Below are 23,734 nucleotides of genomic sequence, written 5' to 3'. Positions count from 1 at the left end.
CACCTCTTTAAAGTTGAGTAGCTTGCTTTTGTAACCACCCCTTGAGATTCTGATAAGCTTTTAACCAGCGCTTGTAACTTTCATCATCAGGCTCAAGGCCACAATAACGCATATCTATAAAATTTTGGCTATTTGGATTTTCCACTTCATTAAGCCATTTTCGCACTTCAGGAAAATTAGCAATTCTAGATTTAAGTCGATTGTGCCGATTTAACGCTTCTATGTAACTATGTCCCGGATTAGTAATAGTATGCCCAGGATTAGTAGAATCTGTCTTCCATTCCTGAGTTGCACCCTTTGCTAAGGTAGCAAAAATCATTGCTTTTAATAAACACTCAATGGTTACACCTCCAAAGTGCATAGCGGCTACTCTTCTTTCCGATTCTTTTCTACATAAAATTTCAGTATCAAGGTGACGTTGCATAAAAGCAGCTTGGTAATCTTCCATTTCGTTATTTTCTCGTTTTAAACACCTGAATCTTGACACAAAAAAACAGCCGCCTCCATAAGGGAAGCAGCTGTTTTACAAATTATGTAACTACAAAGTATTAGTAATCGAAGTCGCCGCCACCAGCACCAGCGCCAGCAGGAGCGCTATCCTTAGGCTCCGGCTTGTCAACTATGATACATTCGGTTGTCAACACCATACCCGCGATTGAAGCAGCGTTTTGCAGAGCAGAACGAGTCACTTTAGCAGGGTCAACAATACCAGCAGCTAACAAATCGACGAATTCGTTTGTCGCAGCGTTGTAGCCAACGTTGAAGTCTTTCTCTTTCACGCGTTCAGCGATCACAGCACCATTCTGACCGGCGTTTTCAGCAATCCGCTTCAGAGGCGCAGGTAAGGCGCGAACAACAATCAACGCACCAATCAACTCTTCATCCTTAAGATTGCTCTTTGCCCAAACTTCCAATTCAGGAGCAAGGTGAGCCAAAGTTGTACCACCGCCAGGAACAATACCTTCTTCCACAGCAGCTTTGGTAGCGTTGATAGCGTCTTCTAGGCGCAACTTCTTGTCTTTCATTTCGGTTTCGGTTGCTGCACCAACTTTCACTACAGCAACACCACCAGAGAGTTTAGCAAGACGCTCTTGTAATTTCTCTTTGTCGTAAGAAGATTCGGTTTCATCGATTTGACGACGAATCTGTTCTACACGAGCCTTAACAGCAGCTTCGTTACCTTCGGCAACAATTGTGGTGCTGTCCTTGGTGATGGTGATCCGGCGAGCTTTACCCAGGCTATCCAGCTTGGTGTTATCTAGCTTCAAACCAGCATCTTCGGTGATTAGTTGACCACCAGTTAAAACAGCAATGTCTTCTAGTAATGCTTTGCGGCGATCGCCAAAGCCAGGAGCCTTAACAGCAGCCACGTTGAGTACACCGCGCAAACGGTTTACAACCAAAGTTGCCAAAGCTTCTTTTTCAATATCTTCGGCGATAATCACCAAAGGACGACCAGCACGAGCTACTTGCTCTAACACTGGTACAAGGTCTTGTACCAAAGCAATTTTCTTATCGGTAAGCAGGATGAAAGGCTCATCAAAAACCGCTTCCATCCGCTCAGGGTCGGTAGCGAAATAAGGAGAGATGTAGCCTTTATCAAAGCGCATCCCTTCAGTGATTTCCAACTCGGTGAACATAGATTTCCCTTCTTCTAGGGAAATTACGCCTTCCTTGCCCACCTTGTCCATTGCTTGGGCAATCATCTGACCGACTTCTTCGTCATTACCAGCCGAGATTGCACCAACTTGGGCAATGGCTTTGGAATCTTCCACTGGACGGGCATGTTCTTTGATTTTGTCTACCAAAAAGGCAGTAGCTTTATCAATACCACGCTTTAGGGAAATTGCGTTAGCACCAGCAGCAACGTTCCGCAAGCCTTCTTTGACGATCGCATGAGCTAAAACGGTGGCAGTTGTGGTGCCATCACCCGCAGCATCGTTTGTCTTAGAAGCAGCTTGACGAATCAAAGCTACGCCAGTATTTTCAATATGGTCTTCTAATTCGATTTCTTTGGCGATCGTTACACCGTCATTGACAATTTGTGGTGCGCCAAATTTCTTTTCTAAGACTACGTTACGACCTTTGGGGCCAAGGGTAACAGCTACAGCCTCAGCCAGGATGTCAATGCCTCGTTCTAAGGCGCGACGGGCGTTTTCGTTGTAGATAATGCGCTTTGCCATAGGTGTCTAAATTCCAGGATTAGGTCAATTTTTTCTTGAATTGGGCATTGGGTATCGGGAAAACTCTTCCCTATTCCTCATTGCCCACTAAATAACGACTGCTAAAATATCTTTTTCAGAAAGCAGTACATATTCTTCGGTACCGAGCTTGATGTCAGTGCCAGCGTACTTAGAGTACAGCACCTTATCGCCGACTTTAATTTCCAATTCTTGACGGCTACCGTCATCGTTACGCTTACCAGGGCCAAGGGCAACTACTTCCCCTACTTGTGGCTTTTCCTTGGCGGTATCGGGCAAATACAGACCACCTGCGGTCTTTTCCTCAGAGGCGTTCACTTTTACGAAAACGCGATCGCTCAAAGGTTTAACTGTAGAAACGCTTAAAGATAAAGCTGCCATATTATTTCTTTCCCTTAGAGTTTAGCACTCTCGACTCCTGAGTGCTAATCTACCGAAAAGTAGCGTCCGATGGCAAGAATTCTTTGAGTACGGGTTCCCGAACTAGAGGCTCATAGATGTACTTAAGTATAAATGCTTAATTATTTCTATCTTTCAGGGTCTGTTCCGTAAGTTCCGAATATTTTTTTATGGTCAACTTTATTTGCAAAGCTTGGAAATTGTTATAGAACTGTAATCAGGGAGCCGCTCGATAAGTAACAATACAGTGATCCAGTCCAGCCATCAAATCCCCAAAGCCACTAAATCTCTAGAACATAAAGCCCTGAGTAATTGCGTAGAAATTTTAGGACTTGCAAAAATTCAGCGACACATTTTTATTTGCGCTGACCAGACAATTGCTAACTGCTGCTCAAAACGAGCTAGTCTGGAATCCTGGGAATACTTAAAAAAGCAGCTTAAAGAGTTAAAACTTTATGAGCCGCAACAGAGTCATCCCATTTGCGTCTTTAGAACTAAAGCCAAGTGCTTGCGCGTTTGTTGTTCTAGACCCATAATAGTGGTTTACCCTGATGGTGTCTGGTATCGCCAAGCAAGCCCGGAAGTTATTGAGCGGATCATCCAAGAACACTTAATAGGCAATAAGGTGGTAGAAGAATATGCCTTTTTAACCCATCCTTTGCCAGAAACTTCCCTAGTTTCTTGTGAACACCTCATAGAGGCTTAACAACCGAAGGATATGGTACAGCAGTAAGCTTTAAGAAAGTGCGGGTTGGTTTTGAGGTAGGGTCATCTTTAAGCCAATACTTACTTGTGAGTCAGAAGGATTATTATTTAATCAGTGTTTTTTCGCCCGCCACTTTCAATGCGATATATAATAGCGCATTATAGATACTACTGCTATACGTATCCTTGCTGGACTTTTGCTATCGAGCTACCAGTCTCTTGAAAGTGCTCGGCATTTTTGAGACTTCGAGACAGCAAAGGCAAGTTAAGTAGGAAAAAGGACAACATCTCCAAATAACCCACCATAGAGGATAAATATTCAAGACTTTGATGGACCGAAGCGCGACAAGTGCCACTGCTATGAAAGAGCCCAGCATGAAAGATCACAAACGACTTCTATTGATTGATGATGACCCTAACCTCATCTTGCTGGTGAAGGATTACTTAGAATTCCGGGGATACGAAGTCATCACCGCCGAAAATGGACGTGAAGCTCTGGAAATTTTAGAGCAAGATGTTCCAGACATGATTATCTGCGACGTGATGATGCCGGAAATGGACGGATATACTTTTGTGGAACAAGTCCGGCAAAACGAACGCACCAGTTGGATTCCGGTTCTTTTCCTTTCAGCTAAGGGACAAAGTGCAGACCGAGTTAAGGGTCTGAATAAAGGTGCCGATGTTTATATGGTCAAACCCTTTGAACCAGAAGAACTCGTAGCGCAAGTTGAATCCTCGCTGAAACAAACTATCCGTTGGAAAGAACACCAAGCAAAAGGAGGCGAAAACGGTTCCCGTATCCAAGTTCCCTTCGATGTGCAATTAACCCCAACTGAACTGAAGGTAGTCCAGTTTGTCGCTAGGGGTTTAGCTAACCGGGAAATTGCTGAAGAACTAAATGTTAGTCAGCGCACAGTTGAAAGCCATGTGTCCAATATGTTGGGCAAAACCAATCTCCACAACCGCACTGAACTAGCGCGGTGGGCGATTGAAAATCAAATGGCTTAAACAAAGTTAATAGTTAACAGTTATGAGTTATGAGTTATGAATTATGAATTTTTTAACTCCTAACTCCTAACTCCTAACTAAATCTACCAACCATCTTCTTCAGGGCTGGATTGGTGCAAAACTTCTAAATCCAGTTCATCTAGGTAAGTTAGGGCGCTTTCAATCTGAGAAACAGTACCTCGCAGTTCCAGATCGAAGCAGCTATATTGTGGCACGTTTGCGCTTACCTGAGCATCAGCAATAATGACTATGACCCCATAGTGAGAAACCAGTCGTGAAATGACTGGTTCCTCATGCAAGTCTTTAGGAATGCGAACTTGGATGCGAGTTTGGGTGCGTCTATTATCTAAAATATCAGTATTAGATTTTACTTGTTTATTTGGAATTGCCATTCTAGCTTCCTACTCGACTTCTGGGATGGGGGTTTTACTATGCACAATTCTTTTAACACTAGCGTCACTTATCCCACGTAGGCAAGTAAGAAAGTATTTACCTTTGCAAACCATTAAACTAGATGTAATAAATGTAAAGAATTGCTCATAATTCGGTAGTTATGAGGTTAATCGTTATTCTATAAGTGCTTTCGAGCACATTGAATATAGCGCATTTGTAGGGTTACAACAATTGTTGTAACCCTAATTTATTGTGTATGAAATTTAATACTGGAATGTTAACTGCTATATATGTTACTTTGCCAAACTTTTAGACTGTATTGCCAATCAAGATGTATCGAGTGAAGAATGCTCTCCAACAAGGTCTAAAATTAGTAGAGGAAGTTCCTTTAGACACATGGATCAATACTAGTATGTAAGTTATGCGATTAACGTTTGTCCTTCTTGTGTTGTTGCCCATGATGAGATATCAGGTTCAAAAACAAAAATTTTAAAAGCTTTTATAAAGTGGTTTATTGCACTCGAAAAAGCACAAAGAAGAGAATTGATCTCGCTTTTAGGAGATGGCGATCAAGCTCGTGAATTGAGATTAGTAATAATCAGTGAATCTAATGCATCTGTAAAAAAATATTGGGAAGTGCGCCAAGGAGTTCAGGAGCAAGAACAGGAGCGGCGTAGACAAGAATTACTGGGTAATTAGATGGTGTTTAAAACAGTGATGCAGTAACATTCGTAAAGTGGTTTGGGTTGACGCACGGAAACCCAACACCAAAAAATTTAATTTTAATAAACAACACCTGATCCCTTTCCTTTAAAGTTGCTATGTATGATAATATTTGTAAATTCATTGCCGAAAACTTTAAAGATGATTTAGCAACTTGGTTACTAGGTTCACCGATTAAATTAACAGAACTTAGCCCGACTGAATTATCAAACGAACCAATTAGCGCCGATTCGTTAATTTTATTGCAATCTAATGATTTAGTTCTACATACCGAATTTCAAACCGATCCTGACGAAGATATTCCCTTTCGGATGTTAGATTATCGAGTTAGGGTTTATCGCCGATTTCTTAACAAAGAAATGCGTCAAATAGTAATCTATTTGAGAAAGACAAGTTCACAATTAGTTAGTGAAAACACTTTTAGATTAAACAACACTTACCATCAGTTTGAAGTAATACGCCTGTGGGAACAACCAACAGAAAGGTTTTTGAGTATTCCAGGTTTATTACCCTTTGCCGTGCTAAGTCAGACAAACGATCCTACAATGGTATTAACCGAAGTAGCCAAAGCAGTTGAAGCAATTAGCGATCGCCAGCTACAAAGAAATATAGCTGCTGCTAGTGGCATCTTAGCAGGTCTGGTATTAAAGAAAGATGTAATTAAGAAGATTTTCAGGAGTGAGATTATGCGCGAATCAGTCATTTATCAAGAAATCCTACAAGAAGGCGAAGCCAAAGGTAAAGCAGAAGGTGAAGCCAAAGGCAAAGCAGAAACAACAAGAAAGTTGGCTTTAAATTTGTTGCGAATTGGAATGAGTTTAGAGCAAATTGCTCAAGTTACTGAATTATCTATTGAGCAAGTTCAAGTTTTACAAGAGGAGATTCAAAAATCTTAATTTAAACTAATCGGTTTATAAAATACACGGCTATACAAGCAAAACCCGCAAATGCGGGTTTTAAAGTTTTTATTAGTCCATCAGGACGGGCTTGGTTTGTGTAGATGCGATTTATAAACCTCTGTTTTTCAAATTCCCAAACTAAAACTCAGCACTTTGTGGTGTACGCGGGAACGGAATCACATCACGAATATTTCCCATACCAGTCATGAATTGCACAAGTCGTTCAAAACCTAACCCAAAACCAGCGTGGGGGACAGTACCATAACGACGTAAATCAAGATACCACCACAAATCTTCTGGCTTTAATCCTTGCGCTAACACACGGCGTTCTAATACTTCTAAACGTTCTTCGCGCTGGGAACCGCCGACAATTTCGCCAATTTTGGGTGCGAGAATATCCATTGCGCGGACGGTTTTTTCATCGTCGTTCAAACGCATATAAAATGCTTTAATTTGCGCTGGATAATCTGTAACGATCGCAGGCTTTTTAAATAATTGTTCAGCTAGGTAGCGTTCGTGTTCTGATTGTAAATCTAAACCCCAACTCACTGGATATTCAAATTTAACATCAGCTTTTTCTAAAAGTTTGATGGCTTCTGTGTAAGTTAAGCGTTCAAACTGATTATTAATAATATTTTCGGCTGTCGCCAACACAGACTTATCAATGCGTTCATTGAAAAATTCCATATCTTCTGGGCAAGTTTCCAACACATATTTAAAAATGTGTTTGAGAAACGCCTCAGCTAAATCCATATCGCCTTCTAAGTCACAAAAAGCCATTTCTGGCTCAACCATCCAAAATTCTGCTAAGTGGCGGGAGGTATTGGAATTTTCGGCACGGAAGGTAGGGCCAAAGGTGTAGACGTTACTAAACGCCATCGCCATAACTTCCGCTTCTAACTGGCCGCTAACTGTTAAATATGTGGGTTTAGCAAAAAAGTCTTGGCTGTAATCAACTGCTTGGTTTTCTGTGCGGGGAATATTCTTTAAATCTAAACTGGTAACGCTAAACAGTTCACCCGCGCCTTCGCAGTCGCTAGCGGTAATGATGGGTGTGTGTACCCACAAAAAGCCTCTTTGTTGGAAAAATTGGTGGATTGCTGTCGAACAAGCATTTCTGACGCGGAAAACTGCACCAAAGGAATTAGTACGTGATCGCAAATGTCCAATGGTTCGCAGAAACTCAAAGGAATGGCGTTTCTTTTGCAGAGGATATGTATCGGGATCAGCTTCTCCATAAACTTTCACGGAGTCGGCTTTCAACTCAATCCGTTGTCCTTTACCCAGAGAAGCCACTAATACCCCTGTCACCTCGACAGCAGCACCTGTATTCAATTTTTTCAAGATAGCTTCGTAATCTGGCAAATCTTGATTAATGACGGCTTGCAAATTAGCTAGTGATGAGCCGTCATTGACTTCAATAAAAGCAAACCCTTTGGACTCGCGCTTCGTCCGCACCCAGCCTTGCACTTGGAGGGACTCATCAGGTTGACCACTTCGCAATATTTCTGCAATCCGTCGATTTGCCATATTTACCCAGCATAAGACTTTAATATCCAGCCTATGATAACGCCCATTCCACCAAAGCGGACGACTTGCCAGAAAGGTTTTTTGAGGCTACGCCAAGAAAATAACTGGCTTTCTAAGTTTAGTTCTAGCCTTTCCAACTGCTGTTGAATGTGCCGTAACTCTGCTTTGATTTCTGGTGTCTGAGATTTATTGTGCTTTAGTTGATCGCGGCGCTGTTGCCATTGTGCCTGTTGTTGGCGATCGCGTTGCACTTGATCGTAACGTTCTTTTAAGGATAGGAGCGATCGCTCTACTTCCTCTAGCTCTTGTTCAAAATCTGGTTCGGGATTTTCTGCTGACGGCTGTGATTGTTTAGGCGGCTTCATTTACAAGTAGTAAAGTAGAAGTAAATGCAAATGTGCCAATAGTTATGTCCCAATCTACCCAGCTGCCGAAAACCAGTCAACTGAATGAACTTAGTACTCTAGAACTAGCTCAAGCCCTCATGGAAAGACTGAGCATTTCCCCTAACGATTGGCATCGCCTCAAGTCTAACCGCAATTCCCGTGCTAATGAACAAGTGGCGGCAGCTATTGTGTATCTTTTAAAGAATCAGCCACAAGAAGCTCAAGCTAGATTAGAACAGGCAATTGGTTGGTTAGATCGCTCCATTTCTGCCCCTCCCTGTCCAACTCACGGAAAAAGTTAAAAGTTAGGAGTGAGGAGTTAAAAGTTTTAAATTATTAACTCCTAACTCCCTATTAAGTTACCGTCGCAGAGATAAACGGGGACGAGTTTCCATTTGTTTACAAAGCCTTAATTCTGTGCCTTTGCGGTTCCACTCCACCTGATCAAAAATTTGGTGGAGAAGACATAAACCACGACCACTTTCTGATTCATCTGGTGGTAAATAGTCTGTTGGTTCTTCATCACTAGTAGATGAAGGAGTAAAGCCGCTACCCTGGTCTGATATTATCCACCAATATTGATTATCTATTAAGGAAAAACGAACTACAACTGTTTTACTTGGATCAAGATTATTGCCATGTTTAGCTGCGTTTACTAGGGCTTCTTGAAGTCCTAGCCGCAGTTCGGATTGTAATTTTGCTGGAATTTCTGCCAACAATAAATCTAGTATTGGACAAAGGTAGAGGGTTGAGGCAAAACTAATAGTGCCCCAATAACGTCCAACTGGACGGAGTGAAATAGTAATCACAAGAGAAACCCCATAGCTTTCAGTTAGCTAGACATCAGTTTGCTATTACAGGCACCCTGATAAAACTTGAGGTGGTCATGCTGCCTTCAAACTTGCGTCTTTAAAACTAAATTTTGAAAATGCTAGGGAGCATTAGTTCTACAGTATGAGTTGGGATTGCTTAGATAATACAACGGCTAGAATAGTTTTGATAATGGATTCAGCAACTTATAAAGATGCTAGTAATTTGACAGAGTATTGGCATACTCTAGTTAATTGCCGATTGGTCATTTACACAATCCAATTCATATTTCTAAGAACCTATGCAACTTGAATTTATTTAAACAAAATGAATTTTTATTTTCAGCTTAATTCAATTTTAGCATCTTTAGTATGCACTAGACTAAAAATTTCAAATTTCAGTTTTTGTAAAGGAATTACTATCCTTGTGCAAATGTGATAGCACAAGAAAGGCGGCAGCTTCAACATGAGCCGTTTGAGGAAAAAAATCAGCAGGTTGCACCCGTGTGATAGTATATTGCCCATCTTGACAAAGTAATTTCAGGTCACGAGCAAGGGTGGCTACTTTACAGCTGACGTAAACAATCCGAGATGGTTTCAATTGCCGTAAAGCGTCTATGACAGCGCGATCGCACCCCTTGCGTGGCGGATCGAGTATTACTACTTCTGGTATTGTGCCCATTTTTGGAAGCAATTTCTCTACTGCCCCAACTTGGAATGTCACATTCTCAATTCCGTTGCGGTGGGCATTTAAAATAGCTTGTTCCACTGCTGCTGGTTGCACCTCTAATCCTGTAGTTTGACGGACTTTTTTGGCGAGGGGTAAAGTTAAAGTCCCGATACCACAGTAGGCATCAACTAGTAACTCATGCCCTTGAAGATTGAGTTCTGATTGAATGACTTGCAATAGTGCTTCTGCGGTTTCTGTATACACTTGGAAAAATGTATCTGGGCGCACTTGAAATTCCAGTCCAGCAAAATATTCACGCAGGTGAGGGACTCCAGCGATGCAACGGGTTTCTGATCCAAAGATAGCATTTGTGCGATCGCTATTGCGGTTGAGCGACACTCCTACTAACTGCGGATAACGCTTTAACCATTCCTGGGCTTGGGTTTCAATTCCTGATAAATTCCAGTCTTTCACCACCAAAGTCAGCAACATTTCTCCAGTGTGTCGGCCAATGCGTAAACCAAGATGGCGAATTTGTCCTTGATGACGCTGTTCGTCATAGATTCGCCAACCCCGTTGTTGGATATCCTGCTTAACTTCGGCAAGTAAGGGATTTAATCGCACGTCTTGGACTGGACATTGATTTAAATTAATTAATTGGTGACTACCTTTTTGGTAGTAACCAGCTTGTACTTGTCCCGTTGCCGATAGCGAGAGAGGATATGTAGATTTATTACGGTAGCCCAAAGCAGAAGGGGCGGCGATTACCGGATCTACCGGTGGTTGGACAAAACCGCCAATGCGCTCCATTGCTTGGATAACTTGATTTTGCTTGGCTACTAGCTGGTAGTCATAATTAATATGCTGCCACTGGCAACCACCGCACTTATCCGCCACAATACAATTGGGTCGGATACGGTGGGGGGATGGCTCTAATAGCTGCTGGAGCTTCCCGTGGGCGTATTTAGGTTTAACATGTACCAAGCGGACAATGGCGCGATCGCCTGGGACAGTATCTGGGACAAACACTACACGCTCATCAGCGCGTCCCACACCATCGCCTGTATCACTCAAGTTAGCGATCGTTACTTCAATTAATTCACCCTGCTGCCAAATTATTTTAGTCATTAGTTATTAATCAAGAGTCAAAAGTCAAGAGTCAAGAGTCAAAAGTTATTAATTCTCCCTATGCTCCCTGCTCCCTCATATCCATCATCTCTCTTCACTTGTGTACCTCCGACTCGCTAAACTAACAGATAATATTTCAGGTGATTTCAATAATCATGACTGTAATTAGCCAAGTTATTCTCAAAGCCGACGACGAACTGCGTTATCCCAGCAGTGGCGAACTTAAAAATATCAAAGACTTTTTGCAAACCGGCGTACAAAGGACGAGGATTGCGGCTACCTTAGCCGAAAACGAAAAAAAGATAGTTCAGGAAGCAACCAAACAACTTTGGCAGAAGCGTCCTGACTTTATCTCCCCTGGAGGTAATGCTTACGGAGAACGCCAGCGCTCTCTATGTATCCGTGATTTTGGCTGGTACTTACGTCTAATTACTTATGGTGTGCTTGCCGGTGACAAAGAACCAATTGAAAAAATTGGTTTGATTGGTGTGCGGGAAATGTACAACTCATTGGGCGTTCCTGTGCCTGGAATGGTAGAAGCGATCAATTCCCTCAAAACAGCTTCCCTTAGCTTACTGAGTGCGGAAGACGCTGCCGAAGCAGCACCCTACTTTGATTACATCATTCAAGCGATGTCTTAATCAAAGTATGTGCTGGTTCTAGGAGTATACTTCCGGTCTACTAGAGTGAGTGCAAGATATTAGCGCTCGATAGGCATAAGATACCCAATTTGATCATACCCTCCCCACATTTGGTAGTGGCTGTGGCAAAATCTTTGTCAAGTTACCAACCAGTTGTGGGGAAATTTTATTGGCTATAGTTATAGGGCATTTCTCAAAGGATGAAGGACATATAGACATAAAAAACCGACAGTCCTTGATTAAGGCTGTCGGCAATTAAGTGTGTTCCCTATTAATGACTCGGCTAGAGTTCAGTTGTCATTAATTATGCCTAGTTAGCGATCGCAGGGAGACGATCCTAATCATAGATAAGTGTGATTCTCGTCACAGGATTGTTACAGCTAAACTGCATATACCCGAATATTCTCTGAGCTTCAGTAGTTACCTGTAAGTTTTGAGTAAGAATATATGCCCTAATAGATGCTTTTTCAGCTTAAGAGCAAAAAACACCAATTAGACACTCAGGGGTTAAAACCCAAGATAGAGAAAGTAACAAACATTAACAAATTTATGCCCCGTTTGCCAAAGTGCTGTAGCAGAATGAACTATCTGCAAAGATAAATTTATCAAAGCCAGTCGTAGAAAAGCTAATGGTGCTCCCATTGTTATTAAAACTGATGTTGGCAGAATTAAGGGTATTGCCAGAAACAACACCAGATACTAGGAGTTCAGAGCGATTGAAAGCTCTAAGATCGAGGGTGTCAAAACCATCCCCGCCATCAATAGTGGTATCACCAAACCCTTTGAAGTAGTCATTTCCAGTGCCAAGATCAATGCTCAACCCGCCACCGATAGTAACTTTCTGTTGAACTCCATCTAGGGTGCTGGTGGCAATAATTTCGTCATTACCATCACCAGCCTTGATGATTCCTTCTCCATAAATGCCATAGGCAGTACCACCAATTGTTGCTGTAGCCTGTCCGGTAAGAATGTCAGAACCATTGCCTGTATCAATTACTCCTTCGTTGACGATGCCATAGGCGGTGGAGTTTGTTCCAGAACTCTTCCCATAACCCGTAATGGTGTCCTTACCCCACCCTGTAGTGATGGTGGCGTCTTTAGTGTTTTGGATGCCGATTCCAGCACCACCGTCGCCGATGCCGCCGGCAGCAATGCCGCCATTGCCGCCAATACCAGTGCCGATGATCGTGTCTTCTCCGTTTTCGGTATCCAGTTTGCCACTATTGCTGATACCGATTCCAGTACCGCCGTTGCCGTCGACCCTCTCAGTACTGCCATCTCCGCCGGACCCGCCGATGTATCGGCTATAGCCGCCGTTGCCACCAGTAGCAGTACCGACGATCGTGTCTTCTCCGTCCTCTGTATTAAAATTTCCACTGTTGCTGATGCCTGTCCCAGTACCACCGTTACCACCGTTGCCGCCATTGTCGCCGTTTTCTTGATCAATGCCGCCGTTACCGCCGTTGCCGCCAGTACCAATGCCGGTGATCGTGTCGTTACCGTCTCCTGTATTAAAATTTTCACTGTTGTTAGCGATTCCTGTCCCAGTACCGCCAACTTCGCCATCAGAAGGGATTTCTATAGCGTTGCCGCCGTTGCCGCCAGTACCTGTACCCGTGATCGTGTCTTGTCCATTCCCTGTATTCAGACTACCACTGTTAGCAATGCCGATTCCAGCACCGCCGAGGCCCCTTTTAAAGACACCATTGCCGCCGTTGCCGCCAGTACCTGTACCCGTGATCGTGTCTTGTCCATTCCCTGTATTAATACTGCCACTGTTAGCAATGCCGGTTCCAATACTACCGTCGCCGGCCTGGGGATAGCCCTCACCGCCGTTGCCGCCAGTACCTGTACCCGTGATCGTGTCTTGTCCATTCCCTGTATTAATACTGCCACTGTTAGCGATACCGGTTCCAATACTGCCGTCGCCGCTGAAAGCGCCGCCGCCATTATCGCCGCCAGTACCGATGCCAGTGATCGTGTCTTTTCCATCCCCTGCATTCAGACTGCCACTGTTATCGATGCCGATTCCAGTACCGCCATTGCCGCTGAAAGTCCCACCGCCGCCAATGCTGCCGATACCTATACCAGTGATCGTGTCTTCTGCATTTCCGGTATCCAGTTCGCCACTATTGTTGATACCTGTCCCACTACCACCACTGCCGCCGGCACGGCCGCCAGTAGGTGTGCCGCCAGTACCAGTGCCGATGATTGTGTCTTGTCCATTCCCTGTATTAATACTGCCACTGTTAGCGATACCTGTCCCACTACCACCATTGCCGCCATCAGAGCGGCCGATGCTGCGGTTGCCGCCGGACCCGCCGGTACCGTTACCGATGATTATGTCGTTCCCCTTTCCTACATTAATATTATTATTGTTAGCGATACCTATCCCATTACCACCGCCGCCAGTATAGGGATTGGCAACGCCGTCGCCGCCGTTGCCGCCAGTACCGATGCCGGTGATCATGTCATTTCCACCCCCTGCATTCAGATTGCCTTTGTTAACAATGCCTGTCCCAGTACCACCGTCACCGGGGTCATTGCCGTTGTCGCCATTGCCGCCAGTACCGGTGCCAGTAATAGTGTCTTCTCCGTCTCCGGTATTCAGTTCACCACTGTTAGCAATGCCTGTCCCAATAACACCATTGTTACCGTTACCGCCAGTACCGATGCCAGTGATCGTGTCTTTTCCTGAGAGTGTACGAATGTAACCTCCAGTTAAAATATCAATACCAATTGCCGATGATGCATTTAACTCTTGTCCGATTAAAGTGTCGGCACTGGGGGTGCCGATGAAATTGGGTGGAAAGGTAAGTCTAGGCATGATCAAAATCCTCTTAATTGGGTTTAGTACGGTCGGTTTGCTCATTTGGATAAACAGTTTCTCAAATTCCTAAAATCCTTTATCCAAAAGCGATTCAGTGATTGAGTCCGCTGTTGTAGCAGTTTTTCAGACGAATGAAGTTCCAAATAATCAGAATTTCAAGGATTAAAACTTGCTTGCGATCGCATCCTATGAGTTTTTTCTGTGTTCAATTAGTAGATCATCTGACAGGCTGATAGCCATTTCCATAATCTGGAAATGGCTTATGCACTTTATAAGGAAAAAATTTTATTACTTAATCTTTATCAGTATAATTACCAGGAATTCAGCATTAAATACAATCTATCTTTAGGTGTACAAAAATATATATCTTTAAGTAAATTTATTTGTTTTGTTAAATCTGTAGCATCATATAGCCATAAACCATCCTATAACTGCACCTACGGGGTAAGTAAATCGATAGAATAATGCTCTGTACAATTGGTGCATTATTTCCATGACCGCCACATCTCCTGCTTTCTTTTCCCCGCAAGAAATCGCTGCTGAAGGTCTTAAACCAGAAGAATACGCAGAAATTGTCCGTCGGTTAGGGCGTCATCCCAACAAAGCTGAACTGGGAATGTTTGGGGTAATGTGGTCAGAGCATTGCTGCTATAAAAACTCTCGACCTTTACTCAAGCAGTTTCCTACCGAAGGGCCCCGCATCCTCGTGGGGCCTGGTGAAAATGCTGGTGTTGTAGATTTGGGTGACGGACTCCAACTAGCCTTTAAGATTGAATCCCACAATCACCCTTCAGCGGTCGAACCCTTTCAGGGAGCCGCAACGGGAGTAGGAGGCATTCTCAGAGATATCTTTACGATGGGTGCGCGTCCCATTGCCCTATTAAACTCACTGCGCTTTGGTTCCCTAGAAGATGCCAAAACCCAACGGCTGTTTAGCGGTGTGGTAGCAGGAATTGCCCATTATGGTAATTGTGTGGGAGTACCCACCGTTGGCGGCGAAGTTTATTTTGACTCTGCTTACTCTGGTAATCCTCTGGTGAATGTTATGGCACTAGGGTTGATGGAAACACCAGAAATCGTCAAATCTGGAGCATCTGGCTTAGGTAACCCCGTGCTGTATGTTGGTTCCACTACCGGGCGCGATGGCATGGGAGGCGCAAGTTTTGCTAGTGCAGAATTGAGCGATCAGTCAATAGACGATCGCCCTGCTGTGCAAGTGGGCGACCCCTTTTTAGAAAAGTCGTTAATTGAAGCTTGTTTGGAAGCTTTTAAGACAGGTGCAGTTGTCGCCGCCCAGGATATGGGAGCGGCCGGTATCACCTGTTCTACTTCAGAGATGGCAGCAAAAGGCGGTGTGGGAATTGAACTAGATTTAGATAAAATTCCCGCAAGAGAAAGGGGGATGGTTCCTTATGAATATCTACTTTCGGAATCTCAAGAACGAATGCTGTTCGTTGCCCATAAGGGGCGTGAGCAAGAATTAATCGACATTTTTCACCGTTGGGGACTTCAAGCCGTTGTCGCTGGTACTGTCATCGCTGAACCCATCGTGCGGATTCTCTTCCAAGGTGCAGTAGCAGCAGAAATTCCCGCTGACGCTTTGGCTGAGAATACCCCAGTATATGAACGGGAATTGTTAGCAGAACCGCCAGAATATGCCCGTCAAGCTTGGGAATGGACTCCTGATTCCTTACCTGCTTGCACAACTGCTGGAATAGAACTCCAAGGAGGCGTGCAAAGTTGGAATGATATTTTGCTAACTTTGCTCGATACACCCACCATCGCATCTAAAAGTTGGGTATATCGTCAGTATGACCATCAAGTACAGAACAATACTGTGATACTGCCAGGTGGTGCAGATGCGGCTGTGGTGCGCTTGCGCCCGCTTGAAGAAATCCCCAATCTAAAATCCCAAATCCAAAATTTAAAATTAGGGGTGGCGGCAACGGTAGATTGCAATCCTCGTTATGTTTATCTTGACCCCTATGAAGGAGCTAAGGCAGTGGTAGCAGAAGCTGCACGCAATCTTAGCTGTGTGGGTGCAGAACCTCTGGCGGTGACAGATAACCTGAATTTTGGCTCTCCAGAAAAACCGATTGGTTACTGGCAATTGGCAGAAGCTTGTCGCGGTTTGGCAGAAGGTTGTCGAGAATTGGCAACTCCCGTCACAGGGGGTAATGTCTCTTTGTACAATGAGACTCTTGATTCTCAAGGCATCCCACAACCAATTTATCCCACCCCAGTAGTGGGTATGGTCGGCTTGATTCCCGATATCACCAAAATTTGTGGTCAAGGTTGGCAAGCATCCGGCGATGTGATTTATCTTCTCGGATTGCCTCTAGCATCCAAAATCAGTCTAGGAGCATCGGAATATTTAGCCACTATCTACGGTACTGTTGCCGGAAAACCGTCACGGGTAGATTTTGACTTAGAACGCCGCGTCCAAAAAGTTTGCCGTGAAGGAATTCGTAATAGTTGGGTACGTTCAGCCCATGATTGTGCTGAGGGCGGAGTGGCGATCGCAATAGCAGAATGTTGTATTGCTGGGAACCTTGGTGCTGAAATCAATTTAGAAATCCCACCAACCCAGCCAATATCCCGCTTTGATGAGTTGCTGTTTGCCGAAGGTGGTGCCAGGATTTTAGTTTCTGTAGCATCAGCACAACAAGAAATTTGGGAATCATACTTACAGGAACATCTGGGTCAAGAGTGGCAAAAAGTAGGTACGGTTCGTAATTATGAGATGGGTTTGGGGGTTTTCACTACTGATAACCAAGCCTTAATCAAAGTTAGGATCGAAGATATGAACGATCGCTATTCCCACGCGATCGCTAGGCGTCTTGCCATCCACACCACTACCCCTAGTTAAATAAGTTGGGAGTTGAAAGTCAGGAGCTAGGAATAAACACCATAACTCCTAACTCCTAACTCTTTTATTAACGTCCCTGATCATAATTACGGTACTGTTTTAATAGATGGTTAAAGATTTATTAAGAAAGCTACAACTATCTATAGACATAATCCCAGTGACTTGACCCCCCCCACCAGGAGCAAAGCTAGCATGATTTCCATTCATTCTGTCACTTCGGATGAATACCCCGACCAGACCAACAACCCAATCAATAGTCATGAAAATCAGCCTGACAAGCCAGAAGAAGCTTGTGGTGTTTTTGGCATCTACGCACCAGGAGAAAACGTTGCTAAACTGACCTACTTTGGATTGTATGCCCTCCAGCATCGGGGTCAAGAATCAGCTGGTATTGCCACCTTTGAGGGTACACAAGTACACCTCCACAAAGATATGGGCTTGGTATCTCAAGTCTTTAATGAATCTGTCTTGGATCATTTGCCTGGTAGCCTTGCTGTTGGTCATACTCGTTATTCCACCACAGGTTCTAGCCGCAAAGTTAATGCCCAACCCGCAGTATTGGAAACCCGTTTAGGTTCATTAGCTCTTGCACATAATGGCAATTTAGTCAATACAGTGCAATTACGTCAAGAGTTGCTTGAGAAAAAATGCAACTTAGTTACGACAACAGATTCAGAAATGATCGCTTTTGCGATCGCAGAAGCAATCAATGCTGGCGCAGATTGGCTAGAGGGTTCAATTCAGGCATTTCATCGTTGCCAAGGAGCCTTTAGTTTAGTTATTGGCACTCCTAACGGCGTTATGGGTGTCCGGGACACCAATGGCATTCGTCCCCTAGTAATTGGCACTTTGGCTGGTAATCCAGTCCGTTACGTTTTGGCTTCGGAGACTTGTGGCTTAGACATTATTGGAGCCGAATACCTACGAGATGTAGAGCCAGGCGAGTTAGTTTGGATTACTGAAGAAGGTTTGGCTTCCTATCATTGGAGTCAACAGCCCCAGCGGAAATTGTGTATCTTTGAGATGATTTACTTTGCTCGCCCTGATAGCGTCATGCATAACGAGAGTTTGTACAGCTATCGGATGCGCTTAGGACATCAACTAGCTAAAGAATCCTTTGTAGATGCCGATATTGTCTTTGGTGTTCCTGATTCAGGTATTCCTGCTGCGATCGGATTTTCCCAAGCTTCTGGTGTAGCTTATGGCGAAGGACTAATTAAAAATCGCTATGTTGGACGAACCTTTATTCAGCCAACACAAACCATGCGCGAATCAGGTATTCGCATGAAGCTCAACCCGCTCAAAGATGTGCTGGCGGGTAAACGAGTAATTATTGTTGATGACTCGATTGTGCGGGGTACTACCAGCCGTAAATTAGTCAAAACCTTGCGTGAAGCTGGTGCAGTGGAAGTACATATGCGAATCTCCTCCCCACCAGTAACTCATCCCTGCTTCTATGGTATCGACACTGATTCTCAGGATCAACTGATTGCTGCTACTAAGTCAGTAGCGGAAATTGCCAAACAACTGGAAGTAGACAGCCTCGCCTATCTCAGTTGGGAAGGAATGCTAGAAGCGACACGAGAAGATACCAATAGTTTTTGTTCTGCCTGCTTTACTGGAGATTATCCTGTAGCGATTCCTGAGCAAGTGAAGCGTTCTAAGTTGAGTTTAGAAAAGGTAGTGGTATAGACGATTGGAGGAGTGGTGAAGCTCATTGCCGTTCCTCCATTCCTCTCACCGCCACACTGGAACAGTGTGGCGGGAGTCTTTTGGAGAGTACATGGGTAGGAGCACAGCCATGTTCCCTACGATTATCTGTACCTCACCTTGGCGTAGCCTCTCGTAGAGAAGTTGCAATCTGCTGTAATTAGCTTAACTGTGCTGTAAAAACTCAACCTTGGGCAATAATGGGTCAGTCACAATACCCACACCGCTAAAACCCCAACGTTTGAGCAAGTTTCCCAATTGTGTACCTGGAATAGATTCCACAGCAAAGCGGTTTGCCACTTCTACCGCGTGGGTGTTGAGATAGCTTAAGGCATCAAAGTTTTCTCGAAACAGCAATAAATAACCTGATGCTTCGGCGTCAGGACGAGCTATGAGATAATTACCGTCAGTTTTTGAGCGCACCAAGTAATAGACTTCGGACAGCATGGGGATTGGGATGGGGAGAGTGGGGGAGCAGGGGAGGCAGGGGGAGTAGAGGAGCGTAGTATAGTAACTAATGACTAATGACTAATTGAGATTTTCTAGGCGAATGCGTGGATCGGCTGCTTTTAACATTAAATCGGCGATTAAATTACCAGCAATCAGCAAGACTGCGCCCATTACCAAGCTTGCCATTAACAAATATAAATCTTGAGCTTGGAGAGCCTGTAAGGTCAACCTTCCTAAACCAGGCCAGTTAAAGAAAAACTCGGCAATAAAAGCACCATTTAATAAACCAGCTAGTTCAAAACCCAATAAGGTAATCAAGGGATTTATCGCATTGCGGAGTGCATGAACGTAGATAACGCGATTTTCTGGCAGTCCTTTGGCACGAGCCGTTTGGATGTAATCTTGACGCAGCACATCCAATAATTCACCGCGAGTGATGCGTTGTAAACCAGCAAAACTAGTAATTGAGAGGGCGATCGTGGGTAAGATCATGTGCCAGCCGATATCTAAGATTCTGCCGAACCACGACAGTTCCGAATGATTAATGCTAGTCATACTACCCACTGGAAATAAGGGCGAGGTGATTTGGGCTAAAACCAACAACGCTAAGGCAGTTATGAAACTGGGAAAGCCTTGTCCGGCATAACTAATCACCTGTAAAATCCGATCTGCTAGCTTGTTTTGGTTAACAGCAGCAAAGATCCCCAGAGGGATGGCGATCGCCCATGTGACAATTAAAGATGCGATCGCTAATAGCAAAGTCGCTGGTACCCGTTCCCACAACAGCGACGATACTGAACGTTGATAAATAAAACTCGTGCCAAAATCTCCCTTTGTCAAGATTCGCCATAGCCACAGCCAAAATTGTTCTAGCCAAGACTTATCCAAACCAAACTGCCGTTTGATTTCTTCAATTCGTTCTGGCGATATCTTCGGGTTTTGCCGCAGCGTATCTACATAATCACCTGGAGCGAGCTGAATAATGAAAAACGACAACGCTGACGCTAGCAACAAAGTCAGTAGTGCCTGCAATATCCGCTTTACCACATAAACAAAAGTTTCACTCGTGACTAGCGTTATTAGCCAATCTCGACCTGTCTCCAAGGAAATTTTTGTAGATGTCATTTGTCCTTTGTCCTTTTTCCTACCCTACGGGAAGCCGCCCTTTGAGCGTCTATGTCAGTTGTCTTTTGCCACTTGTCCTTTGTCTGGTGACTAATAACCAATGACTAATGACCCATGACTAATATTCAATTAGGGAGATAATTGGCACGTCCGGCAAATATGTCCGTCCTTGTAAATCCCGTAGCTCGATAATAAACCCAAACCCTACTAGTTCGCAGCCAATCTTTTGCACCAACTTTGCTGTCGCACTCGCAGTTCCGCCCGTGGCAATCAAATCGTCCACAATCAAAACTCGGCTACCTTGGTGTAAAGCGTCTTGGTGTACTTCCAGGCAGTCTGTACCATACTCTAGTTCATATTCAATTGAGTGAACAGCTGCTGGTAACTTACCTTTTTTGCGAACGGGAATAAAACCAGCTCCTAATTGATAAGCCAGAGGTGAGCCAAAAATAAATCCCCTCGACTCCATCCCAATGACATAATCTGCCCTTATTTCAGCTTCATTGCATTTTTGTGTTAAAAAGTCAATAGTGTAGCGCAGTCCCTCTGGATCGCGCAGCAGCGTAGTAATATCCCGAAATAAAATTCCGGGTTTGGGGAAATCTGGGATGTCACGAACGAGAGACTTCAAATCCATAAAACAGGGGATGGGGAGTAGGGAGTGGGGAGTAGGGAAAGCTAGGAGTGAAGAGTGAGGAATTATTAATTTAAATTCATAACTATAGTACCGAGTCATCAGTACTGAGTCTCTAGCTCTCAGCCTTTATTCCTTAGTCTCCAATTTTCAGATACCTGAAAAATCGTACACTATAATGTCATACGCTGGGGGTCGAGGCTGAGGCTTCGTCCTTTATTGACGATAATTAGAATCTAAACCAAGCTAGAAAAGATATTGCACTAAATAAATGGGGTCAATTAACTTATGTTTTAAAACTTTGATTTCAATATAGGGAAAACTTTGAGTAGAAAGAGTTAAGTAATATATATCAGGTAGTTATGCTACTACTACAAGTCTAATGTTCTTGTTTGGCTACCGAATCTTAAATTTGTTTTACCTAGTCTGTTGGAACCGCACAAGGTATTTATAGAATGAATGTCTCAGCAAGTTTAACGCCGTTCAACAGTGCAGCCCAAGAGTCACTGCCGATGATTCTGGACACTTTACCAGATCCTGCGATCGCTTCCAAGACGTGTCCTCGGAGAACCAGGCTGCAAATTGACTTAATTTTATTGGCAATTGAAGCTTTAGAGCTTGGTGGTTCGGAAGCAATCCTGTCTTTTGCTCAAGAGTTGGATCTAAAAGGAATTGTTAAAGACAGGGTGAATTTATGGCGGATGCGTAGCTCTAATCCACTACGGAGAGCGCACATGCGCCGTCCCTTAACTATCATGGAAGCAAAAGCTTTGGTGGTCATTGCTTGCTATATAGCGCGGCGTTTAACTGTTGTAATTCGCCAGTTACTAATGATATGTCAACAAATGGAAGAAAAGCAGATTCCATTGGAACAGAATTTGCGCCTATCTAATTACTTAGAGCGGTTTAGAGCGCATTTTAAGAGCCGGATGAATGCTCGACGTTCTGGTGTACTCGCATTAAGTTCTGATGAAAAATTAGATGAGCTAGCTATAAATTTGTTAGGACAATTACTATTTTGTACTGGTACAGCTGGAATGCAGCGATTCTGGATTAGTCTTTTTGACGGTGAAGTGGAATGAATATTCAACGTAAGTACAGTTTGCCTAATTGTACACTGCTTTTAGAAGGGTTAAGTGATGTCACTAGGGCTGCACACTTCCAGGAAATGCGCCCGGAATTATCAATATTGGTAAATGCAGAATGTTATTTATCTGGTTACAATCAGCCGCTAACGGGAGGGCGGGAATTTTTTGAAAGTTTGGTGAGGGCTGTTAGTGGCTATGCCCAAGAATTTTTAAGTAGTGTACCCAATCCGCAAGCACACAACCAGGAATCGGAGCTAGTAGAGTTTCAGAAAATTGACAGCAACCGACACAGGTTGATTATACATTCAGAAGGCTCTCCAGAAGGGTTTGATCAGTCTAACAATTCCAAACGGCCGCCTATTGAAATAGATTTGAATACGGTACAGTTGTTTGATTTAGTGGAAGCAGTGGATCAGTTTTTTGCTGATAGCCAAACTTTACCTGAACTTTCTCTAGAACTACAACCAGTTACCAGACGCTATGGCGGTGCTAGTCAGGCTTTAATCAGGCAGGCTGTACCTGCTGCTGTGGGTGTGTCAAGTTTAGCAGTAGCAGCGATCGCCTTTAACTTGATTCCGCCTCCTCAAATGCGTCCACCGCAGCCTAAACCAGATGAGCAAACTAGCTCTACAACAAACAATATCACTCCTCCAGCATCAGCTGCTGCAACTCCCTTCGCAGCTGTAACCCCGACACCAACGCCCACAGCTAATACAAAGCCGACAGTTAAAGATTTAGAAGCACTTTTAAATACAGTTCCAGAAATTACTGATCCATCCCAGTTACGTGCATTGAATCGTCAAGTTTACAACCAGGTTCATCCAGCTTGGACTAATCGCTCAGGATTGCAACAGGATTTGATCTATCGTCTGGGTGTAGCTGCGGATGGAGCGATCGTTGGTTATAAAGCGCTGAATAAAGAAGCAAATCTAGGAGTGGGACAAACTCCTCTGCCTAACGTACTTTACAATCCAGCTAACCGCGCTCCCATTTCCAATGAACCGATCGCCCAATTTCGAGTAGTGTTTACTACAAAAGGTGTGTTAGAAGTTAGCCCTTGGCGAGGATATGCTAGAACACCAGAGGTTGTCGGCACAAAAATTACTGACTCTAATATAGTCAAAGGTTTAAACCAAAAGCTTTATAGTACAGTTCGCCAAACCTGGAGTGGTACTCCCACCTTTACGCGAGATTTGAAATATCGGGTGGCAGTCAACAAAGAAGGAGTAATTGCTGACTATGAACCACTCAACCAAGTCGCCTTTGACTATTTCCGAGAAACACCCCTTCCTAAAATGTTCAACGCTATATACGGTTCCAACGTCGCAGCTCCCAACGATAAAGAACCTCTTGCCCACTTCCAAGTGATATTTAAGCCTAGCGGTACGCTGGAAGTTATTCCTTGGCGGGGATATCAATAGTAATTGGGGACTGGAGACTAGGAATTGGGGATTGGTGGAAATTGGGAAGAGATAAGTTAGCAAACGTGAATTCTGCCCACCCTGTAACCTTTTGCCTTTTCCTAGTCCCCAGTCC

At 44.0% G+C, this 23,734-nt stretch carries 22 protein-coding genes; 10 read left to right on the top strand and 12 right to left on the bottom strand.

Annotation, left to right across the window (positions count from 1 at the left end):
- Positions 1-7 precede the first annotated feature (7 nt).
- The 3 genes from H6G92_RS07900 to groES all read right to left on the bottom strand — a co-directional run bounded on the left by H6G92_RS07900 (position 8) and on the right by groES (position 2,582).
- Positions 8-448 carry a hypothetical protein gene (locus H6G92_RS07900; RefSeq protein WP_069071442.1) on the bottom strand — a complete coding sequence of 147 codons (441 nt, stop codon included), beginning with the start codon at positions 446-448 and terminating at the stop codon, positions 8-10.
- A gap of 100 nt (positions 449-548) precedes the next feature.
- Positions 549-2,183, bottom strand: a complete 1,635-nt coding sequence (groL, locus tag H6G92_RS07895; protein ID WP_190892556.1) for a chaperonin GroEL — start codon at positions 2,181-2,183, stop codon at positions 549-551.
- Between the two features lie 87 nt (positions 2,184-2,270).
- Positions 2,271-2,582 (bottom strand): co-chaperone GroES, encoded by a 312-nt coding sequence (gene groES, locus H6G92_RS07890; RefSeq protein ID WP_069071443.1) that lies wholly within the window; start codon positions 2,580-2,582, stop codon positions 2,271-2,273.
- A gap of 265 nt (positions 2,583-2,847) precedes the next feature.
- On the opposite strand from groES, the gene H6G92_RS07885 reads away from it, so the two are divergent.
- Positions 2,848-3,306: a (2Fe-2S) ferredoxin domain-containing protein gene (locus H6G92_RS07885; protein WP_190892553.1), complete on the top strand. Its 459-nt coding sequence runs from the start codon at positions 2,848-2,850 to the stop codon at positions 3,304-3,306.
- A 329-nt stretch (positions 3,307-3,635) separates the two neighbouring features.
- On the top strand, positions 3,636-4,313 hold the full coding sequence (locus H6G92_RS07880) for a response regulator transcription factor (RefSeq protein ID WP_012407592.1): 678 nt from the start codon (positions 3,636-3,638) through the stop codon (positions 4,311-4,313).
- 83 nt (positions 4,314-4,396) lie between these two features.
- Here H6G92_RS07880 and H6G92_RS07875 read toward each other — a convergent pair whose 3' ends face one another.
- A complete protein-coding gene (locus H6G92_RS07875) occupies positions 4,397-4,705 on the bottom strand; it encodes an NIL domain-containing protein (protein ID WP_190892551.1) in 309 nt (102 codons plus the stop codon).
- 544 nt (positions 4,706-5,249) lie between these two features.
- Between H6G92_RS07875 and H6G92_RS07870 the strand changes: the two genes are divergently transcribed.
- Positions 5,250-5,405, top strand: a complete 156-nt coding sequence (locus H6G92_RS07870; protein ID WP_190892549.1) for a hypothetical protein — start codon at positions 5,250-5,252, stop codon at positions 5,403-5,405.
- A 122-nt stretch (positions 5,406-5,527) separates the two neighbouring features.
- Positions 5,528-6,325, top strand: coding sequence for an Rpn family recombination-promoting nuclease/putative transposase (locus H6G92_RS07865; protein ID WP_190892546.1), 798 nt, complete (start codon positions 5,528-5,530; stop codon positions 6,323-6,325).
- 141 nt (positions 6,326-6,466) lie between these two features.
- Here H6G92_RS07865 and asnS read toward each other — a convergent pair whose 3' ends face one another.
- Together asnS and H6G92_RS07855 are read right to left on the bottom strand one after the other, a co-directional pair.
- On the bottom strand, positions 6,467-7,858 hold the full coding sequence (gene asnS, locus H6G92_RS07860; protein ID WP_190892543.1) for an asparagine--tRNA ligase: 1,392 nt from the start codon (positions 7,856-7,858) through the stop codon (positions 6,467-6,469).
- A gap of 2 nt (positions 7,859-7,860) precedes the next feature.
- Positions 7,861-8,223: a hypothetical protein gene (locus H6G92_RS07855; RefSeq protein ID WP_100898358.1), complete on the bottom strand. Its 363-nt coding sequence runs from the start codon at positions 8,221-8,223 to the stop codon at positions 7,861-7,863.
- 44 nt (positions 8,224-8,267) lie between these two features.
- Here H6G92_RS07855 and H6G92_RS07850 point away from each other — a divergent pair, with 44 nt between their 5' ends.
- Positions 8,268-8,546, top strand: a complete 279-nt coding sequence (locus H6G92_RS07850; RefSeq protein ID WP_094328229.1) for a DUF6439 family protein — start codon at positions 8,268-8,270, stop codon at positions 8,544-8,546.
- A gap of 57 nt (positions 8,547-8,603) precedes the next feature.
- Here H6G92_RS07850 and H6G92_RS07845 read toward each other — a convergent pair whose 3' ends face one another.
- Entirely contained in the window at positions 8,604-9,053 is a 450-nt protein-coding gene (locus tag H6G92_RS07845; protein ID WP_190892541.1) for an ATP-binding protein, read from the bottom strand.
- Positions 9,054-9,444: 391 nt separating this feature from the next.
- Positions 9,445-10,851: a 23S rRNA (uracil(1939)-C(5))-methyltransferase RlmD gene (rlmD, locus tag H6G92_RS07840; RefSeq protein ID WP_190892540.1), complete on the bottom strand. Its 1,407-nt coding sequence runs from the start codon at positions 10,849-10,851 to the stop codon at positions 9,445-9,447.
- A 155-nt stretch (positions 10,852-11,006) separates the two neighbouring features.
- Here rlmD and H6G92_RS07835 point away from each other — a divergent pair, with 155 nt between their 5' ends.
- Positions 11,007-11,492: an allophycocyanin subunit alpha-B gene (locus H6G92_RS07835; protein WP_094348587.1), complete on the top strand. Its 486-nt coding sequence runs from the start codon at positions 11,007-11,009 to the stop codon at positions 11,490-11,492.
- Positions 11,493-12,039: 547 nt separating this feature from the next.
- On the opposite strand, the gene H6G92_RS07830 is transcribed toward H6G92_RS07835, so the two are convergent.
- Positions 12,040-14,319 carry a beta strand repeat-containing protein gene (locus H6G92_RS07830; protein ID WP_190892539.1) on the bottom strand — a complete coding sequence of 760 codons (2,280 nt, stop codon included), beginning with the start codon at positions 14,317-14,319 and terminating at the stop codon, positions 12,040-12,042.
- 496 nt (positions 14,320-14,815) lie between these two features.
- On the opposite strand from H6G92_RS07830, the gene purL reads away from it, so the two are divergent.
- Positions 14,816-17,191, top strand: coding sequence for a phosphoribosylformylglycinamidine synthase subunit PurL (gene purL / locus H6G92_RS07825; RefSeq protein WP_190892538.1), 2,376 nt, complete (start codon positions 14,816-14,818; stop codon positions 17,189-17,191).
- Between the two features lie 192 nt (positions 17,192-17,383).
- Positions 17,384-18,883 carry an amidophosphoribosyltransferase gene (gene purF, locus H6G92_RS07820; RefSeq protein WP_190892537.1) on the top strand — a complete coding sequence of 500 codons (1,500 nt, stop codon included), beginning with the start codon at positions 17,384-17,386 and terminating at the stop codon, positions 18,881-18,883.
- A 183-nt stretch (positions 18,884-19,066) separates the two neighbouring features.
- Here the strand turns inward: purF and H6G92_RS07815 are convergent, their stop codons facing one another.
- From H6G92_RS07815 to H6G92_RS07805, 3 genes are all read right to left on the bottom strand, one after another.
- Entirely contained in the window at positions 19,067-19,348 is a 282-nt protein-coding gene (locus tag H6G92_RS07815) for a hypothetical protein (protein ID WP_190892536.1), read from the bottom strand.
- An 81-nt stretch (positions 19,349-19,429) separates the two neighbouring features.
- Complete coding sequence (locus H6G92_RS07810) at positions 19,430-20,476, bottom strand: ABC transporter permease (RefSeq protein ID WP_190892534.1); 1,047 nt, start codon at positions 20,474-20,476, stop codon at positions 19,430-19,432.
- Between the two features lie 118 nt (positions 20,477-20,594).
- On the bottom strand, positions 20,595-21,113 hold the full coding sequence (locus H6G92_RS07805; RefSeq protein WP_190892705.1) for an adenine phosphoribosyltransferase: 519 nt from the start codon (positions 21,111-21,113) through the stop codon (positions 20,595-20,597).
- A gap of 452 nt (positions 21,114-21,565) precedes the next feature.
- Here H6G92_RS07805 and H6G92_RS07800 point away from each other — a divergent pair, with 452 nt between their 5' ends.
- Positions 21,566-22,192, top strand: a complete 627-nt coding sequence (locus H6G92_RS07800; protein ID WP_190892531.1) for a DUF3038 domain-containing protein — start codon at positions 21,566-21,568, stop codon at positions 22,190-22,192.
- The gene (locus H6G92_RS07795; RefSeq protein ID WP_190892529.1) at positions 22,189-23,619 is read left to right on the top strand and encodes a DUF4335 domain-containing protein; all 1,431 of its coding nucleotides are present in this window, start codon (positions 22,189-22,191) and stop codon (positions 23,617-23,619) included. The genes H6G92_RS07800 and H6G92_RS07795 overlap by 4 nt, the downstream gene beginning before the upstream one ends.
- The last annotated feature ends 115 nt before the right edge of the window (positions 23,620-23,734 follow it).

This window comes from Nostoc foliaceum FACHB-393 (assembly GCF_014698505.1).
Taxonomy (GTDB): domain Bacteria; phylum Cyanobacteriota; class Cyanobacteriia; order Cyanobacteriales; family Nostocaceae; genus Nostoc; species Nostoc foliaceum_A.
Note: the sequence above shows the minus strand (reverse complement) of the source record. Positions and strands in the feature narration are given on the sequence as shown.

What these genes read in the sequence shown, in the direction of transcription:
- H6G92_RS07900 (WP_069071442.1), bottom strand. Translation starts at nt 448, where the DNA reads ATGGAAGATTACCAAGCTGCTTTTATGCAACGTCACCTTGATACTGAA.
- groL (WP_190892556.1), bottom strand. Translation starts at nt 2,183, where the DNA reads ATGGCAAAGCGCATTATCTACAACGAAAACGCCCGTCGCGCCTTAGAA.
- groES (WP_069071443.1), bottom strand. Translation starts at nt 2,582, where the DNA reads ATGGCAGCTTTATCTTTAAGCGTTTCTACAGTTAAACCTTTGAGCGAT.
- H6G92_RS07880 (WP_012407592.1), top strand. Translation starts at nt 3,636, where the DNA reads ATGGACCGAAGCGCGACAAGTGCCACTGCTATGAAAGAGCCCAGCATG.
- H6G92_RS07875 (WP_190892551.1), bottom strand. Translation starts at nt 4,705, where the DNA reads ATGGCAATTCCAAATAAACAAGTAAAATCTAATACTGATATTTTAGAT.
- H6G92_RS07865 (WP_190892546.1), top strand. Translation starts at nt 5,528, where the DNA reads ATGTATGATAATATTTGTAAATTCATTGCCGAAAACTTTAAAGATGAT.
- asnS (WP_190892543.1), bottom strand. Translation starts at nt 7,858, where the DNA reads ATGGCAAATCGACGGATTGCAGAAATATTGCGAAGTGGTCAACCTGAT.
- H6G92_RS07855 (WP_100898358.1), bottom strand. Translation starts at nt 8,223, where the DNA reads ATGAAGCCGCCTAAACAATCACAGCCGTCAGCAGAAAATCCCGAACCA.
- H6G92_RS07850 (WP_094328229.1), top strand. Translation starts at nt 8,268, where the DNA reads ATGTCCCAATCTACCCAGCTGCCGAAAACCAGTCAACTGAATGAACTT.
- rlmD (WP_190892540.1), bottom strand. Translation starts at nt 10,851, where the DNA reads ATGACTAAAATAATTTGGCAGCAGGGTGAATTAATTGAAGTAACGATC.
- H6G92_RS07835 (WP_094348587.1), top strand. Translation starts at nt 11,007, where the DNA reads ATGACTGTAATTAGCCAAGTTATTCTCAAAGCCGACGACGAACTGCGT.
- H6G92_RS07830 (WP_190892539.1), bottom strand. Translation starts at nt 14,319, where the DNA reads ATGCCTAGACTTACCTTTCCACCCAATTTCATCGGCACCCCCAGTGCC.
- purL (WP_190892538.1), top strand. Translation starts at nt 14,816, where the DNA reads ATGACCGCCACATCTCCTGCTTTCTTTTCCCCGCAAGAAATCGCTGCT.
- purF (WP_190892537.1), top strand. Translation starts at nt 17,384, where the DNA reads ATGATTTCCATTCATTCTGTCACTTCGGATGAATACCCCGACCAGACC.
- H6G92_RS07815 (WP_190892536.1), bottom strand. Translation starts at nt 19,348, where the DNA reads ATGCTGTCCGAAGTCTATTACTTGGTGCGCTCAAAAACTGACGGTAAT.
- H6G92_RS07810 (WP_190892534.1), bottom strand. Translation starts at nt 20,476, where the DNA reads ATGACATCTACAAAAATTTCCTTGGAGACAGGTCGAGATTGGCTAATA.
- H6G92_RS07805 (WP_190892705.1), bottom strand. Translation starts at nt 21,113, where the DNA reads ATGGATTTGAAGTCTCTCGTTCGTGACATCCCAGATTTCCCCAAACCC.
- H6G92_RS07800 (WP_190892531.1), top strand. Translation starts at nt 21,566, where the DNA reads ATGAATGTCTCAGCAAGTTTAACGCCGTTCAACAGTGCAGCCCAAGAG.
- H6G92_RS07795 (WP_190892529.1), top strand. Translation starts at nt 22,189, where the DNA reads ATGAATATTCAACGTAAGTACAGTTTGCCTAATTGTACACTGCTTTTA.